Below are 14,785 nucleotides of genomic sequence, written 5' to 3' on the forward strand. Positions count from 1 at the left end.
TCCAGGCTACCCGAACAGGTCGGATTTCGCTGGCGCAACGACCCCCGCCTCGGTCTTCCGGCTCAGCAGAAACAGCGCCGTCTCGGCCCGCCAGTTCTCAATCGGCTGGCGCGGATCAATGCTGCGGGCCGGTTTGCCATCGGCCAGCGACATGCAGGCGTCGATCCTGAGACCCAGGTCGTCGCAGAGTGTTGTGAAATCCCTCAGCGTGCACAGGTGAATGTTGGGCGTCGACCACCAGGGTTCGGGCAGGGCGCCGGTTTCCGGCATCCGCCCCCGGCTCAGCAACGCCCAGCGCACGCGCCAGTGGCCGAAGTTCGGCACGGAAACCACCGCCTGCTCGGCGATCCGCAGAAGTTCGGACAGAACGTGCCGGGGCTCGCGCATCTGCTGCAGGGTTTTCGAGAGGATCGCGTAGTCAAAAGCCCGCGTCGGAAAATGATCGAGGTCGCGGTCGCCGTCGCCCTGCACCACCGCCAGTCCGCGCGCCAGGCAGGCGGCGACGCCCTCGGGGCTGATCTCCAGGCCCTGGCCGTCTACGCCCTTGTCGCGGGTGAGGAGTTCCAGCAGTGCGCCATCTTCACAGCCGACGTCGAGCACCCGTGCGCCGGGTCGCACCAGGCTGAGGATCTCGCGAAAATCCTCGCGTACGGCGCTCACCCAAGACCCCTGGCCTGAGCCTGGGCGTTCATGAAGCCGCGGAGCGTCTGGTCCAGCTGCGGCTCGTCCAGCAGGAAAGCGTCGTGGCCCTTATCGGTTACGATCTCGGCGAAGCTGGCCCGGCAGCCCGCAGCGTTCAGCGCGCGAACCACGTCACGGCTCTCGGATGTGGGATAGAGCCAGTCCGAGGAGAACGACAGAATGCAGAACCTGACCGTTCGGGCTTTCAGGAACGCCTCGGTCAGAATGCCGCCATGGTTTGCGGCGAGGTCGAAATAGTCCATGGCCCGGGTTATGTAGAGATAGGAGTTGGCGTCGAAACGGTCGACGAAACTGGCGCCCTGATGGCGCAGGTAGCTTTCTACCTGAAAGTCTGCGTCAAAGCCCCACGATAGCCCGTCGCGCTGCAGTTCGCGGCCAAATTTTCTCTGGAGAGCCGATTCCGAAAGATAGGTGATGTGCGCGGCCATCCGCGCCACGGCGAGACCCTTGTCCGGCCGCAACCCTGCCGCCAGATAGGCGCCGCCGCACCAGTTGGGATCGGCCATAATCGCCTGGCGGCCGACTTCGTGGAACGCGATGTTCTGGGCTGAGTGGCGAGGCGCCGCAGCGATACAGACGGCGCTGAACAGCTTCTCCGGATAGTCCGCCGCCCACTGCAACACCTGCATGCCGCCCATGGACCCGCCGACGACGGCGAACAGGGTCTCGATCCCCAACGCCTCGACCAGCATCGCCTGGGCGCGGACCATGTCGCCGATCGTGATCACCGGAAAACCGAGGCCGTAGGGCGCGCCAGTTGCAGGATCGGTCGAGGCCGGGCCTGTCGTACCCATGCAGCCTCCGACGACGTTCGCGCAGACGATGAAATACCGCTCCGGGTCGAGAGGCAGACCAGGTCCCACCGCGCGGTTCCACCATCCGGGCTTACCGGTGGTCGGGTGGGTTGACGCCACATGTTGATCCAGAGTCAGGGCATGGCAGACCAGCACGGCATTGGTCTTGCCGGCGTTCAGCTTCCCATAGGTTTCGTAAGCCACCTCAAGGGGAGCCAGGGTCGCGCCCGAATCAAGCCGCAGGGGCTGGTTCGCGGCGAACCGCCAGGTTCCGCCGCTCCGCTCGATTTCACCGGATATGGGCGCCTGCGCCGTCATGCCGCCTTGGACCGCCTCGCCCCATCACTGTCAATGGGTTGCAGCCGGCTACGCGTGGGCTATGACAGCCTCTTGAGGGAGCGTTCATGGATCGGCTGATCCTTCTGCGGCACGGCAAGGCCGAACCGGAGTCAGAAACCGGCGACGATTTTGATCGGCGGCTCGCGGTCCACGGGGCGGTCGAGTCGGCGGCCATGGGCCTGCGTCTGGCTGACACGGGCTTTCGCCCGGATCTGGCGATGGTGTCGACCGCTGCGCGCGCGCGCGGAACCTGGGAGGCGGCGGCGCCTGCCTTTCCGGAAGCTCAGGTCCGCTATGAGGACGAACTCTATCACGCTGACATGCAGACAATCCGCCATGTGGCTCAGCGCGCTGCCGCCGAGGCGGCCACAGTGATGATCGTCGGCCATAATCCGGGCCTGCAGGAACTGACGATAGCCTTGCTGATGGAGGGCCGCGCGCCTGCGGGGCTGATCGCCAAGGTCCAGCGGAATTATCCCACGGCCGCAGCCTCGGTGTTCCTGATAGATGGGGCCGGTCGCCCGCATTACGACGGCCTGTTCTTCCCGGAACGCTGAGATGCGCGTCTACAAGATATTGCCTCGCAGCGAATGGGCCACGGCGCAGGCGTCGGGACGTTTCGAGGGCTCCGCCATCGACCTTCAGGATGGTTACATCCACCTCTCCACGGCGGCCCAGGCAGGCGAAACCGCCCGGCGTTACTTCCGGGATCTGACCGGCCTTGTTGTCCTGGAGATCGAGGGCGATGACCTGGGCCCGGCCTTGAAGTGGGAGCCGTCGCGCGGCGGCGACCTGTTTCCCCACCTCTACTCTGGCCTGCCCGTCGGCGCGGTCCGGGCGGTCCATGACGCACCGCTCGACGCCGGGGGCACGCCGCAATTGTCGTTACCGACATGATCGACCTCCATCGCCTTGCCACAGGCGCTCTTCGGGGGCTGGATCCGGAAGATGCCCACAACCTGGCGATCCGTGCCCTTAAGCTGGGGTTGGGTCCCGTGGCGCGAGCCGACGATCCGATTCTGGCCTGTGAGCTGGCGGGCCTGAAGCTACCCAATCCCATCGGTCTCGCACCGGGTTTCGACAAGAACGCCGAGGTGTTCGGACCGATGCTGCGCGCAGGCTTCGGGTTCGCCGAGTGCGGCACCGTCACGCCGCTGCCACAGGTCGGCAATTCCCGGCCCCGCCTGTTCCGCCTGGCCGAGGATCGCGCGGTGATCAACCGGATGGGTTTTAACAACGCAGGTCTGGAGGCTTTCGCCGCCCGTCTGGCGAAACGTGGATCCGGCGTGGTCGGCGCCAATCTGGGCGCCAACAAGGACAGCGAAGACCGTCTTGCCGACTACACCAGTGGCTTGAGACGGCTGTGGGGCATGGCGTCCTATTTCACGATCAACATCTCCTCGCCGAATACACCGGGCCTTCGCGCGCTGCAGACCCGCGCGGCGCTGGACGAACTTCTCGGGCGCCTGATGAACACCGCCCAGTCGCTGCCGTCGGGCGTCGCTGCACCCATGTTCCTGAAGGTTGCGCCGGATCTGGAAGATGCCGAGATCGAGGCCATTGCCGAAGTGGTGGCGGGGCACGGCATGGCCGGGGTGATCGTCGCCAACACCACCCTGGCCCGACCGGGGCTGAAGTCTGCCCATCGTGACGAGACCGGCGGTCTTTCAGGTGCGCCCCTGATGGCGCCGTCGACGCAGGTGCTCCGACGGTTCCATAGTTTGACCAACGGCCGGTTCCTGCTGATCGGGGCAGGCGGGATAGGCTCCGGCGCGGACGCCTACGCCAAGATCCGGGCTGGCGCTCAGGCCGTCCAGCTCTATTCGGCGCTGGCCTACGAGGGGCCGGGCCTTGTCGTCCGCATCAAGCGCGATCTTGCCGCTCTTTTGCGCGCCGACGGGTTTCGCTCCGTGCAAGAGGCCGTAGGCGCCGAATAGTCACCTCGCGACGGTGCGCCACGTTGCCGCGCCGGTCAGGCTGCAGTAACGCGTAGAGACGATGGCCGACGCGTCCCCGCCGACCAAGCCGCCTGAGAGACCCTGGCGCCGCCGCCTGTTCTGGCCCGGGGGCCTTTCGGCACGCCTGCTGGTCCTGACGGTCGTCATCGCCACCCTGGGCGGCGCGCTGGCGATTCTGCCGGCCATGGCGGCCTATGAGAAACAGTGGTTGCTCGACCGCGTACGCGCCGCAGAGCTGGCTTCCCTCGCCGCAGAAGTCGCCCCGGACCGGGTGGTCTCCGAACAACTCAAGACCCAGCTGCTGGAGGGCGCGGGGGTCGAGATCGTGGCGGTTTCCAGTGATGGCGTCCGCAGGCTGGTGTTCGCCAGTTCGCGACCAGCCAGGGCGCCCTACCTTGTAGATTTGCGGTCCCGGGCGGCGGGACTGGGTCTGTTTGCGCCGTTCCAGACCCTGTTCGGTCCCGGAGATCGCATGCGCGTGGTCGCCGAACCCCGGTTCCGTGAGGCCGATTTCATCGAGTTCGTCGCCACTGATACCGAGCTCAAGAAGGCCTTGGCGAGCTATCTCTGGCGGCTGGTGGCGATCGTGGCGGGAGTCTCGGCGCTGGCCGGCCTGATCGTGTTTCTGGCGCTCAACCTGTTTCTGGTGCGCCCGATGCAGCGGATCACGCACGCCATGGAGCGTTTCCGCGCCGATCCGGATGATCCCGACGCCCGGGTCCAGCTTTCCGGCCGTCGCGACGAGATCGGCCGCGCCGAGGCGGAACTGGATCGCATGCAGGCGGACCTGCGGGTGGCGCTCAGCTCGCGGGCGCGACTGGCGGCGCTGGGCGAGGCCGTGGCCAAGATCAATCACGACCTGAAGAACATGCTGACCGGCGCCCAGCTGGCTTCGGAACGGCTGGCGGCCCTCAAGGACCCGAAGGTGAGCCAGGCCCTGCCGAGGCTCGAGCGGGCGCTGGATCGCGCGGTAAAGCTGGCTTCGGGCGTCCTGGCCTATGGCAAGACCCAGGAAGCCGCACCGGAGACCCAGACACTCGGCCTGGCCGGTGCGCTGGCCGAAGCGGCCGCCGAGGCGCGGCTGGCTGATTCGGGTATCCGATTCGCCTCCAAGGTGACCGCTGCCGATCAGGTGATCGCGGACCCCGATCAATTTCACCGCATTCTGGTCAACCTGCTACGCAATGCCCGCCAGGCTATCGAGCACCAGCCGGACCGCAAGCTCGCAGGCCGGATCGAGGTGTCGCTGGAGGCGGTGGGCGGAGCCAGCCTGATCCGGATCTCTGACAACGGCCCGGGCGTGCCGGAGCGGATGCGCGAGCGCCTGTTCCAGCCCTTCGCCGGTTCGGGACGGCCGGACTCCACCGGGCTTGGCCTCGCCATCGCCCGCGAACTGGCGCAGGCCCACGGCGGCGACCTGACCCTTTCGGTCACCGGCGACGAAGGCACGGTCTTCGAGCTTCGCCTGCCGGGCACGCCGGGTCCCCGGGCGCGGACCCGAAAGAGCGCCAGCGCGAGCTAGGCGTCGCCTCCAGAGAAGTTTGAAGCCTCAGGGCGCCTTGGCCACGCCCTCGCGGCGGGGGTCCGCGGCGCCGCGAAGGCCCTGCGGCGTGACCTCGATGCCGTGCAGGCCCGAGCCCTCGGCGCCGAAGCCACTCGACATCTTCACCCCGCGCGCCTCCAGGCCCGCTGTCAGTTCCGGCGAGAACTTCGTGGTCTCCGCGGCGTAGAAGGTTCCACCGGAGATCAGGTTCGGAAGGGCGATCGCGTCCTGCATGGTCATCTTCCAGTCCAGTACGCCCACCAGGGCCTTCAGATTGTAGGCCAGGATCGACGGCCCGCCTGGCGAACCCACCGCGGCGACAAACCGATAGTTCCGATCAAGCACGATGGCCGGCGCCATGGATGAGCGTGGTCGCTTGCCAGGACCCACCGCATTGGCCGCGGGGGCCCCATCGCGCTCGCGGGGTGTGAACGAGAAATCGGTGAGCTGGTTGTTCAGGAAAAAGCCCCCGACCATCCGGCCCGAGCCGAAGATGCTTTCCACCGTTGTGGTCATCGAAACCACGTTGCCCCATCTGTCGACGATGGAGAAATGGGTGGTGCCGCCTGGCTCCTGGGTGCGGTCCGGGGCCCGGGGCCCGGCGCCCTTCGGATTGCCGGGGGCGGGCGGGGCGGGGTCGGCGTTCGGGCCGATCAGCTTCGCGCGCGCCGCCACATAGGCTGGGTCGAGCAGGCCCTTGACGGGTACGTCGATGAAGTCCGGGTCACCGATGTAGCGATCACGGTCGGCGTACATAAGCCGGCTAGCCTGGCTGAACAGGTACCAGCCCTCCACGTCGTTCGGATGATTGCCGATGGCGGTATTCTCGAGAATGCCCAGCCCCAGCAGGACCGCAGGGCCGCCGGAAGGCGCGCCGGGCACGCAAACAATGTAGGCGCGATAGGGTCGGCAGAGTCCGGCCTCGGCCTTGGGGCGATAGGCCTTCAGGTCCGCAAGGGTGAGAGATCCTGGCATGTCGCCCTCTCGCACCTTGGCCACGATGGCCTCGGCGATCGGACCTTCCAGCAGCGCCTTCGGCCCCTCGGCGGCGATCTTTCGCACCGTGGCGGCATAGGCGGGATTCCTGACGATGTCGCCCGGCTGGATCTTGGTCCCGTCCGCCTTGGTGAAGTAGGCGACGGCGTCCCTGGTCGCGGCCTGGCCCGCGCGGCTGGAGGCGGCGGCGGCCATCCGACCCGGCGCCGGGAACCCACGGTCGGCCAGTTGTTCGGCCTCGCCGAACAGGTCCTTCCAGGCCAGCTTCCCGTGTTGGTACTGGGCCAGCGACAGCATCGCCACCGCGCCGGGTACGCCGGTGGAGCGCCCGCTCAGGATCGCCGCGCCCTTGTTGAGCGGCTTGCCATCGGCGCCGTAAAACAGCTCCGGCGTCGCCGCCATCGGCGCTGTCTCGCGGCCATTGTAGGCGGTCACCTTTTTCGTCTTCGCGTCGTAGTAGGTCAGGAACGCGCCGCCGCCGAGGCCGGAGCTCTGCGGTTCCACCAGACCCAGCGCCGCCTGTACCGCTACCGCAGCGTCCACGGCGGTTCCACCGGCGCGCAGAATCTTCAGGCCCGCCTCCACCGCCATCGGATTGGCGGCGGCCACCATACCGGTCGACGCCGCCGCCGGCTGCGACACGGCGGCCTGCGGGGTGGCGCAGGCGCTAAGCATCAGGGCAAGGGCCAGGGGGGTGCAGACGGAAGACAGTTTCACGGGACGGTTCGCTCCAGATTGACAGTCGGCGGGACCATAGACCGGCGGCGGCGTGGACAACAAACGCCGGGTCGTGCGAGGTCCCTCCTATGGATGCAAATCGCCCCGGTCCAGGCCCGCGCAATCTGATCACCGATGTTCCTGGCCTAAGGGTCGGGCAGGCGCAAGATGCGGGCGTTCGCACGGGCGTCACAGTGATTCTGCCTGATGAACGCGCAGTCGCGGCCTGCGACGTGCGCGGCGGTGCGCCCGGCACGCGCGAAACCGACGCGCTTCAGCCCGAGAACCTCGTCGAGGCGGTGGACGCCATCGTGCTCTCCGGCGGTTCTGTCTATGGCCTCGCCGCAGCGGACGGAGTGGTGACCTGGCTGGGCGCGAGGGGGCGCGGCTTTGGTCTGGCAGCGGGCATCCCGAAGTCTCCGGTGGTGCCGGGGGCGATCCTGTTTGACGTGGCCAATGGCGGCGACAAGGGTTGGGACGAACAGCCGCCTTATCGCGAACTGGGCCGGGTCGCTGTGGCTGCAGCCGGTCTCAACTTTGCGCTGGGTACTGCCGGCGCCGGTTACGGGGCCATGGCCGGCGGTTTGAAGGGCGGCACGGGCTCGGCGTCGGTGATCACCACCGACGGCTTTGCGGTCGGCGCGGTGGTGGCGGTCAATAGTTGGGGTTCGGTGATCGCGCCTGGCGGTCGCACCTTCTGGGCCGCGCCGTTCGAGCTGGGTGGCGAGTTCGGCGGTCTTGGCTCCGCCGGTCTGGCGGCAGGCCCGGACGCATGGGGTTCCGCCAAACGGCCCGTCGAGACCCGCAATACGACCATCGCCTGTGTGGCCACCGACGCCATCCTGACCCCGGCCCAGGCCAAGCGGTTCGCCGTCATGGCTCAGGACGGCCTTGCCCGCGCTATTCGGCCTATCCACGCGCCTTTCGACGGCGACGTGGTCTTTGCGATCGGTACGGGTCTGCGGCCGCTGGGCGAGCAGCCCGATTACATGATCGCCCGCCTTGGCGCGCTGGCCGCCGACACCCTGGCCCGCGCTGTCGCCCGCGGGGTGTTTGAGGCGACCCCTTGGCCGGGAACGGGAGTTCCTTGCTGGCGGGACCTTCCGGTCGAAGGTTCGCGCTGATAACGTCGAACAGGGTTCTGTTCAGGAGATCACGTCCATGGGTCTGGCTCGCACACTCACCCTGCTTTCCGGCGTCGCCGCGACGGTTACGGTTTCGGGCGCCACGGCGCAGACCGGCCAGGTCGTCCAGAAAGTCACCGGCCCTGTCGCAGTCTACTGGATGAGCGCCCAGACCCAGACCGGCTTCGGCCTGCCCACCGGCGGCGGCAATCCCAATCCCATGGCGATGATGCGCCAGATGATGGGCGGCGGCGGGGCCGGGGCCAACAAGTCGCTCACCCTGCAACTGGGCTCCAGCCAGACCAATGCGGCGCCGTCGGCCGAACACCTGCCCCCGCAAAACCTGGCTGTGGGCGCCAGCCTGCCCCTGATAACGCCGAAGCTCACCCCGCCGGAGCCGCGTGAGCCTGGCCAGATACCGCGCGATTTCCAGAAACCCCGGGGGCGCCTGCTGATCTTCTGGGGTTGTGGTGAGAAGGCCAGGCCCGGCCAGCCCATCGTCATCGATTTCGCCAAGCTCGCGGCGGGTCAGATCCCGGCGGGTCTGTCCGGCCTCAACGGCATCGATTTCCGCAACATGTCGCCGCCCTCGGTCTCGAAGAACCGCACCTATGGCGACTGGCCGAACGAAAAGACACGCAACGCCGGCATCCCCTCCCAGGGTTCGCTGCTGGGCGAACACACGATCCGTGGCAACTACAGCCCGCAGATCAACTTCACGCTCGAGGAGGACCAGGATTTCCTGGGCCCGCTCAACCTGACCACCAACGCCAAGGCGCCTGGTGGATGGGCCAATATCGGCTGGAACCTGGTGGGTAACGCTCAGGCCTATTTCGCGACCGCTGTCGGCGGCGGTGACGGCGAGACCATGGTGCTCTGGAGTTCGTCGGAGTCCCAGACGGCGGCCTTCGTGATGCCAGACTACCTTGCACCGTCGGAGATCAACCGGCTGGTGGCCGCCAAGGCCCTGATGGGCCCCGCAACCCGGTCATGCGCCATCCCCAAGGAAGTGGTCGACGCCGCGCCCCAGGCTCTGTTGCAACTGGCCGCCTTTGGCGGCGAGGCCAATTTCGTCTACCCGCCCCGGCCGACCAATCCAAAGATCGCCTGGAACCAGGAGTGGGCCGTCAAGGTGCGCTACCGGTCCGCCACCGGCGGCCTGCTGGGCATGGACATAAACGAGGTGATGGGTGGTCGCGCCGGTCGCAGCAGCGCCAACCCGCCTGCCCAGCAACCCGGCCAACCCCAAAAGCCCGCCAAGGCGCCCAGCGCGGCCGACATCCTCCGCAAGGGTATTCTGGGCGGCGGCCTTCCATTCCCGCGCTGAGCCTTGAAATTTCAGGGCGTCGGGGCCTTGCGCTCCGCCCCGCCCACGACTAGGTTCCGCGCCCTTGCCGTAAGGCTCTGCGCGCCCGTAGCTCAGCTGGATAGAGCATCAGACTACGAATCTGAGGGTCGGACGTTCGAATCGTTCCGGGCGCGCCATTTCTTCCCATTGAAATCAAACGTCCTCCTCCCGCCCATTAGGCCCGCGGCGCCACCGCGCGCAGACGATCCGATACAAACTCCGCCAACCGGTTGACCGGGTTCTCGCCCGGGGTCTTGCGACTGGAGATGAACGTCAGCAGGCATACGGTCGAGAAGATCGCGAAGGGCCAGCCGATCACGGTGGCGGCCGATGCCGCCCCTTTGTCCGCCAGGCCCTGGCCGAGCAGCAGGGAGGTCTGGAACGCAAAGAGCAACAGCCCGGCGATGGCAAAAGCCGCGCGGGATTGCGCGCGCTTGGCGGAGAGACCGAAGGGCACGGCCAGCAGGGGCATCAGTGGCAGCACCAGCGCCCGCGCCAGTCGCGAGTAGAGTTCGGCCAGCAGTGTCTCGCGAGGGAGAGCCGGCGTGGGGCCTCCATAGCCCATCCGGGCCAGCTCTGTGAGGGTGAGCTCGGTTTCCTCGCCGCTGCCGCGGCTGCGCAGTAGCCGCGCTGCCGGAGCCAGGGGAAGGCGCAGGGTCAACTCCGAGAAGGTCAGGAGGTGCGGCGCGCCGGTTGGGTCAGTACTGAGCTGCTGACCGTCCCGTAGATCGAGGGTCACACTGAGGCCGTCCTGGTTGTGATGGATGTCAGCGGTTGCGGCCGTCAGCACGTCCTCGCGGCCGCCAGGCGATAGCCGGCGCAGAAACACCTTCTGCAGCCGCTGCCCCGTGGGGTCCACGCCCTCGGCGGTCAGCAACAGGCTGGGGTCTGGCGACAACAAGGCCCTTGGCTGGATCTGGCCGCTCCAACCGGCATTCTCGGCGGCATGCAATACGGCGCGATAGCCATAGCGGCTGTAGGGTTGGATGAAACCGTAGAGCAGCAGGCTAAGCAGCATCAGCACCACGCCCAGCGCCACAAACGGCGCTGCGATCCTCCCCAGTGACATACCGCTGGCCAACATGGCGTCGATCTCGGATTCGTTGTTAAGGCGGTTCACCACCACGAACAGCGCGATGAAGAAGCCTACCGGCAGGATCAGGCCCAGATAGTGCGGGGCAAGATTCATCATCAGCCCCACGAGGTAGCTGAATCCGTCCTGTGTCTGCGCCAGCAAATCGAACGATCTGAGCACCCGCTCCAGCAGAAAGGCCAGCATGGTGCTGGTCAGGACCGCGGCCATGGGGCCGAAGGTGCGGCTGAGGAGGTAGCGGTTCATCAGGCCGCCAATCGTGGGACGCACCCATGCTGGCCGCTGGGCGGCCCTGGAGGTCCGCGCCGTCGAGGTCATCGACGGGCGGAGTCCGGACGTCGGGTCCTTGTCCACCGGACGGTGAGCGGGAGCAGCCAGATCCGTGTTCATGTTCGACGCCCGTCTGTCCGTAGCGAAGGCATCGCCTGTCGCCGACTGGACCTGGCGAGAGTGCAAAACATCACTCGCCCGGCAGTGGACCGGCGGCGGTCAGCCCGCCGTAGGCTGGTTCCAGCAGACGCCGGCCGGAAGCGCGGGCGCGCAAGCCGGGTCGCGGTGCGGCCATGGCTTCACGATAGACGCCCACCATCTGGTCCAGAATCCGGGGCCACAGATAGGCCGCGCTCTCCAGATGTGCCGCACGGCCCATCGCAAGGCGCCTGGCCGGGTCATCCATGAGGGAGAGGATCGCATCGGCGTAGGCGCCCGGGTCATGCGAGCGGCAGAGGATTCCGGTGCGCCCTGGCTCCACCAGGACCCGGCAATTGGGCGCGTCGGCGCACACCATGGCCAGTCCCGAGGCCATGGCTTCAAGGTTCACATTGCCGAATGTTTCGGTGCTGCTGGGGTTGAAGAAGATGTCGCCGCTTGCGATCGCCGTCGCCAGGGCGTCTCCGGAAAGGAAGCCGGTGAACACCGCGTCGGGAAGGCGTTCCCGGAACCAGGGCAGAGCCGGGCCGTCGCCGACCACCAGCACCTGGACCGGACCGCGGGCAGCCTCGAGCGCCTGGATGGTCTCGACGAAGACGCCAAGACCCTTTTCCATAACCACCCGACCAAGGAATACCACCACCGGGCGATCATCTTCAAAGCCGTGGGCGCGCCGCCAGGCGTCGCTGCGTCGTTCCGGGTTGAAGAGCTGTGGTTCCACCCCCCGCGCCCAGACCCGTGCTCGCGCGGCCGGCGAGTCCCGCTGCACCTGCTCGGCGATTGATGGGTTGGGAGCCAGCACATAGTCGCAGCCGTTGTAGAATGCGGCCAGACGCCGTTCCATCCAGGGCTTGAGAAGGCCAAGGCCGTAGTAGTCGAGGTAGCTCTCGAAGTGGGTGTGCAAACTCGCGACCACGGGAACATCCAGTTTCCGGGCCAGGCTCTGGGCCGCCGAGCCCAGCAGGTCAGGGGCCGATAGATGAATGATGTCGGGTTTGAACGCTCTGACATCCTGTTGAATGTGACGCGGCAGCCCCATGGCCACGCGGTACTCCGGCCGCAGTGGAATGGCGAATGAAGGCACCGAGACCAGTTCTCCGACCGGCGCAAACGCAGGCTTCGGGGCGGTTGGCGAATAGATGCGAACCTGGACACCGGCCTGCGACTGGAGATGGTCAACCAACCTGTTGAGGGTCTTGTTTGCGCCGTCGAGTGTGCAGTTGTAGTTGCCCGAGAACAGGGCGACGCGCGCCGGTCGCTGCAGGTAGGCGCTGCTGGTGGGCCGCTCTGTGGTCATTGATAGTCCCTCGAACATGAAATCGGCCGTCTGGTGGGGAGGCGCCGTCGAACGGCAACCGCCTCAATCATCCTGAGTTCCGCCATTCGGTAGGGCTTTGCGCGCGACGTCCTGTCACGTAGCGGCCTTACGGAGAGCTGGGCGATTCGCCGGTCGCTCCGGCGCGACGCCGCGCCAGGGACGTGACGACCCGGGCGGCAGATCAGGGGTGGAAGATGCGAATAGTCGATGTGGCGGAGTTCTATGCGCCGAACGGCGGCGGCGTCCGGACCTACATCGATCGCAAGTTCATAGCCGCCGCCGAGGCGGGCCACGAGCTTTTCGTCATCGCTCCGGGCCCGAAAGACGGGTTCGAGGCGCGCCCGGGCGGCGGAGTGATCTGGGTGCGTTCGCCGGGATTGCCGTTTGATTCCAACTACTGGATGTTTGTCCATGCTGGCCCGGTGCACGCTCACCTCGACCGGCTGAAGCCCGATCTGGTCGAAGCCTCGTCGCCCTGGCGCGGCGCATGGATTGTTGCGAGCTGGGCAGGATGCGCTGCGAAGGCAATGTTCTGGCATGCGGATCCCGTCGCCTCCTATCCCCAGCGTTGGCTGGCCCCCCACGTCGATCCGGACCGAATCGATCAGCTCTTCGCGGGGTTCTGGTCTCACCTCCGCCGCTTAGCGACTTACTTTGACAGTTCGGTTGCAGGCAGCGTCTGGCTTGGCAGACGGCTGCACGATCTGGACATGGGCCTCCTGGCGACGATCCCTCTGGGCGCCGACTGCAGCGCCTTTTCCCCTGCGCTCCGTGACGACGCGCTCCACGCCAGGCTGGTCAGCGATCTGGGCCTGCCGCCGGATGGCAAGGTGCTGCTCGGGGTCGGACGGTTTCACCCACAGAAGCGCTGGCCGATGATCGCCGCCGCCGTTGCTGCGGCAAATGGCCCCGAACAGCCGATTGGATTACTGATTCTGGGCGACGGCATGGACCGCGCGCGGGTGGCCCGGGCGGCGCGGCGCTATCCCAACATCCAGCTGATGACGCCCACGCGGGATCGTAGCTATCTGGCCAAACTGTTCGCCAGCGTCGACGGCCTCGTGCACGGGAGCGAATCGGAGACCTTTGGACTTGTGATCGCCGAGGCGCTGGCTTCGGGTCTGCCGGTGGTCTTGCCGGATCGCGGGGCCTGCTCGGAACTCGCCCCGCCGCCGGTGCGCGAAATCTATCGTTCGGCAGATGTGCGATCCGCGACGGCGGCGATCCTGCGCCTGTTCGCCCGCGACCCGGTTGCGCTGAGGGCCGCTAGCCTGCAGGCCGCGACGGAAGTCCGAAGTGACAGCCAACACTATGTCGAACTGTTTGACTTCTACGACCAGCTGATTCGGGACAGGCACGCCGAAAGCGCCACGGCCGCATGACACTGGAAACGCCCGATGCTCCCAGCGGACCTGAAACCCGCAAGGCTCGACTGAAGCGGATTGCGCTGGCCGTGGCGCCTTGGGCGGGCGGCCTGTTCGCGATCGCGCTGTTCATCGTCACTCTGCTGCAACTGAGCCAGGTGTCATCGGAAGCCCTCGCCACCGTTCAGGGGCTGTCGCCCGCAGTCTGGTTGGTGTTCGTCCTGCTCTATCTGGCTCAACCGGTGGCTGATCAGGTGATCTTCCAGCGACTCTGGCGGCTTCCTGTCCGCAGTTTCGGGGTGATGCTGCGCAAGGTGGTCATCAACGAAGTGCTGTTCGGCTATAGCGGCGAGCTCTACTTCTACGTCTGGGCCAAAAGCCGGGCTGGCCTCAGCGACGCGCCATTCGGGGCCGTCAAGGACGTCAACATCCTCTCGGCGCTGGGCGGCAACGTCCAGACCCTGATCCTGCTGTTGGTCAGTGCGATCAGCCTGACCCAGATCGATCTGGCGCATCAGCTAGGTCCCGCACTTTGGCCCGGCCTGGCTATGGTTGCGCTGACCTTCGGTGTGTTGCTGTTCCGCAAACGCGTGTTCTCGCTGACGCGCCCGGAGCTGGTCTTTGTCGCTTGGGTCCATACGGCGCGGATGATCGCGACCACAGGGCTCACGCTGCTGCTCTGGTCGCTGGCGCTGCCGGAGGTCGGGCTGGGCGTATGGCTGGTGTTGCTGGCCAGTCGCCTGTTGCTGGCGCGGCTGCCGTTCGTGGCCAACAAGGACCTTGTGTTCGCCAATCTAGTCCTGGTGCTGATGGGTGCGGGATCATCGGCGGCGCTGCTGCTGGCCACCCTGGCCATCGCAACGCTGATGGCCCATCTGGCCGTAACCCTGGTCGTCGGCGCGCCTGACCTGGTTCGGGCGGTGTCGAAGGTATCGAGCCACCGCCGCGAGACACTCACCTGAGACTTTAGGGTTCGGGAGAACGGGCGCGTCGCGGGCCCTTAACTTGTCGCCAGCCGCGCCGGGGCCTAACTAAGCCCGGCACCAGTCTTCCTGCCCCA

The 14,785-nt window shown here is 66.9% G+C and carries 13 protein-coding genes and 1 tRNA gene; 9 read left to right on the forward strand and 5 right to left on the reverse strand.

Features of this window, described 5'->3' with window-relative positions; all coding sequences use genetic code 11:
• Positions 1 to 6 precede the first annotated feature (6 nt).
• Together metW and ACIQ3B_RS03775 are read right to left on the reverse strand one after the other, a co-directional pair.
• Positions 7 to 660, reverse strand: a complete 654-nt coding sequence (gene metW, locus ACIQ3B_RS03770) for a methionine biosynthesis protein MetW (RefSeq protein WP_397399988.1) — start codon at positions 658 to 660, stop codon at positions 7 to 9.
• A complete protein-coding gene (locus ACIQ3B_RS03775) occupies positions 657 to 1,814 on the reverse strand; it encodes a homoserine O-acetyltransferase (RefSeq protein ID WP_397399989.1) in 1,158 nt (385 codons plus the stop codon). Before ACIQ3B_RS03775 ends, metW begins: the two co-directional genes overlap by 4 nt.
• Positions 1,815 to 1,900: 86 nt before the next feature.
• Here ACIQ3B_RS03775 and ACIQ3B_RS03780 point away from each other — a divergent pair, with 86 nt between their 5' ends.
• The 4 genes from ACIQ3B_RS03780 to ACIQ3B_RS03795 all read left to right on the forward strand — a co-directional run bounded on the left by ACIQ3B_RS03780 (position 1,901) and on the right by ACIQ3B_RS03795 (position 5,315).
• Positions 1,901 to 2,392, forward strand: coding sequence for a SixA phosphatase family protein (locus ACIQ3B_RS03780; RefSeq protein ID WP_397399991.1), 492 nt, complete (start codon positions 1,901 to 1,903; stop codon positions 2,390 to 2,392).
• A gap of 1 nt (position 2,393) precedes the next feature.
• Positions 2,394 to 2,732: a DUF952 domain-containing protein gene (locus ACIQ3B_RS03785; protein WP_397399992.1), complete on the forward strand. Its 339-nt coding sequence runs from the start codon at positions 2,394 to 2,396 to the stop codon at positions 2,730 to 2,732.
• On the forward strand, positions 2,732 to 3,772 hold the full coding sequence (locus ACIQ3B_RS03790; protein WP_397400016.1) for a quinone-dependent dihydroorotate dehydrogenase: 1,041 nt from the start codon (positions 2,732 to 2,734) through the stop codon (positions 3,770 to 3,772). The genes ACIQ3B_RS03785 and ACIQ3B_RS03790 overlap by 1 nt, the downstream gene beginning before the upstream one ends.
• Before the next feature lie 61 nt (positions 3,773 to 3,833).
• Complete coding sequence (locus ACIQ3B_RS03795; RefSeq protein WP_397399993.1) at positions 3,834 to 5,315, forward strand: sensor histidine kinase; 1,482 nt, start codon at positions 3,834 to 3,836, stop codon at positions 5,313 to 5,315.
• 27 nt (positions 5,316 to 5,342) lie between these two features.
• Here the strand turns inward: ACIQ3B_RS03795 and ggt are convergent, their stop codons facing one another.
• A complete protein-coding gene (gene ggt / locus ACIQ3B_RS03800) occupies positions 5,343 to 7,007 on the reverse strand; it encodes a gamma-glutamyltransferase (protein WP_397400017.1) in 1,665 nt (554 codons plus the stop codon).
• Positions 7,008 to 7,138: 131 nt separating this feature from the next.
• Here ggt and ACIQ3B_RS03805 point away from each other — a divergent pair, with 131 nt between their 5' ends.
• The 3 genes from ACIQ3B_RS03805 (at position 7,139) to ACIQ3B_RS03815 (ending at position 9,658) form a co-directional block, all read left to right on the forward strand.
• On the forward strand, positions 7,139 to 8,173 hold the full coding sequence (locus ACIQ3B_RS03805) for a P1 family peptidase (RefSeq protein ID WP_397399994.1): 1,035 nt from the start codon (positions 7,139 to 7,141) through the stop codon (positions 8,171 to 8,173).
• A 37-nt stretch (positions 8,174 to 8,210) separates the two neighbouring features.
• Complete coding sequence (locus ACIQ3B_RS03810; RefSeq protein WP_397399995.1) at positions 8,211 to 9,500, forward strand: hypothetical protein; 1,290 nt, start codon at positions 8,211 to 8,213, stop codon at positions 9,498 to 9,500.
• 81 nt (positions 9,501 to 9,581) lie between these two features.
• Positions 9,582 to 9,658, forward strand: a tRNA-Arg gene (locus ACIQ3B_RS03815).
• Between the two features lie 38 nt (positions 9,659 to 9,696).
• Here ACIQ3B_RS03815 and ACIQ3B_RS03820 read toward each other — a convergent pair.
• Complete coding sequence (locus ACIQ3B_RS03820; protein WP_397399996.1) at positions 9,697 to 11,004, reverse strand: LptF/LptG family permease; 1,308 nt, start codon at positions 11,002 to 11,004, stop codon at positions 9,697 to 9,699.
• A gap of 70 nt (positions 11,005 to 11,074) precedes the next feature.
• Positions 11,075 to 12,340: a glycosyltransferase family 4 protein gene (locus ACIQ3B_RS03825; protein ID WP_397399997.1), complete on the reverse strand. Its 1,266-nt coding sequence runs from the start codon at positions 12,338 to 12,340 to the stop codon at positions 11,075 to 11,077.
• A 215-nt stretch (positions 12,341 to 12,555) separates the two neighbouring features.
• On the opposite strand from ACIQ3B_RS03825, the gene ACIQ3B_RS03830 reads away from it, so the two are divergent.
• Positions 12,556 to 13,743 (forward strand): glycosyltransferase, encoded by a 1,188-nt coding sequence (locus ACIQ3B_RS03830; RefSeq protein WP_397399998.1) that lies wholly within the window; start codon positions 12,556 to 12,558, stop codon positions 13,741 to 13,743.
• Entirely contained in the window at positions 13,740 to 14,687 is a 948-nt protein-coding gene (locus tag ACIQ3B_RS03835; RefSeq protein WP_397399999.1) for a hypothetical protein, read from the forward strand. The genes ACIQ3B_RS03830 and ACIQ3B_RS03835 overlap by 4 nt, the downstream gene beginning before the upstream one ends.
• The last annotated feature ends 98 nt before the right edge of the window (positions 14,688 to 14,785 follow it).

The sequence above is a fragment of the Phenylobacterium sp. genome, from assembly GCF_044358365.1.
Lineage (GTDB): Bacteria > Pseudomonadota > Alphaproteobacteria > Caulobacterales > Caulobacteraceae > Phenylobacterium.

What these genes read in the sequence shown, in the direction of transcription:
- ACIQ3B_RS03830 (WP_397399998.1), top strand. Translation starts at nt 12,556, where the DNA reads ATGCGAATAGTCGATGTGGCGGAGTTCTATGCGCCGAACGGCGGCGGC.
- ACIQ3B_RS03805 (WP_397399994.1), top strand. Translation starts at nt 7,139, where the DNA reads ATGGATGCAAATCGCCCCGGTCCAGGCCCGCGCAATCTGATCACCGAT.
- ACIQ3B_RS03775 (WP_397399989.1), bottom strand. Translation starts at nt 1,814, where the DNA reads ATGACGGCGCAGGCGCCCATATCCGGTGAAATCGAGCGGAGCGGCGGA.
- ACIQ3B_RS03820 (WP_397399996.1), bottom strand. Translation starts at nt 11,004, where the DNA reads ATGAACACGGATCTGGCTGCTCCCGCTCACCGTCCGGTGGACAAGGAC.
- ACIQ3B_RS03785 (WP_397399992.1), top strand. Translation starts at nt 2,394, where the DNA reads ATGCGCGTCTACAAGATATTGCCTCGCAGCGAATGGGCCACGGCGCAG.
- ACIQ3B_RS03825 (WP_397399997.1), bottom strand. Translation starts at nt 12,340, where the DNA reads ATGACCACAGAGCGGCCCACCAGCAGCGCCTACCTGCAGCGACCGGCG.
- ACIQ3B_RS03780 (WP_397399991.1), top strand. Translation starts at nt 1,901, where the DNA reads ATGGATCGGCTGATCCTTCTGCGGCACGGCAAGGCCGAACCGGAGTCA.
- ACIQ3B_RS03835 (WP_397399999.1), top strand. Translation starts at nt 13,740, where the DNA reads ATGACACTGGAAACGCCCGATGCTCCCAGCGGACCTGAAACCCGCAAG.
- ggt (WP_397400017.1), bottom strand. Translation starts at nt 7,007, where the DNA reads ATGCTTAGCGCCTGCGCCACCCCGCAGGCCGCCGTGTCGCAGCCGGCG.
- ACIQ3B_RS03795 (WP_397399993.1), top strand. Translation starts at nt 3,834, where the DNA reads ATGGCCGACGCGTCCCCGCCGACCAAGCCGCCTGAGAGACCCTGGCGC.
- ACIQ3B_RS03810 (WP_397399995.1), top strand. Translation starts at nt 8,211, where the DNA reads ATGGGTCTGGCTCGCACACTCACCCTGCTTTCCGGCGTCGCCGCGACG.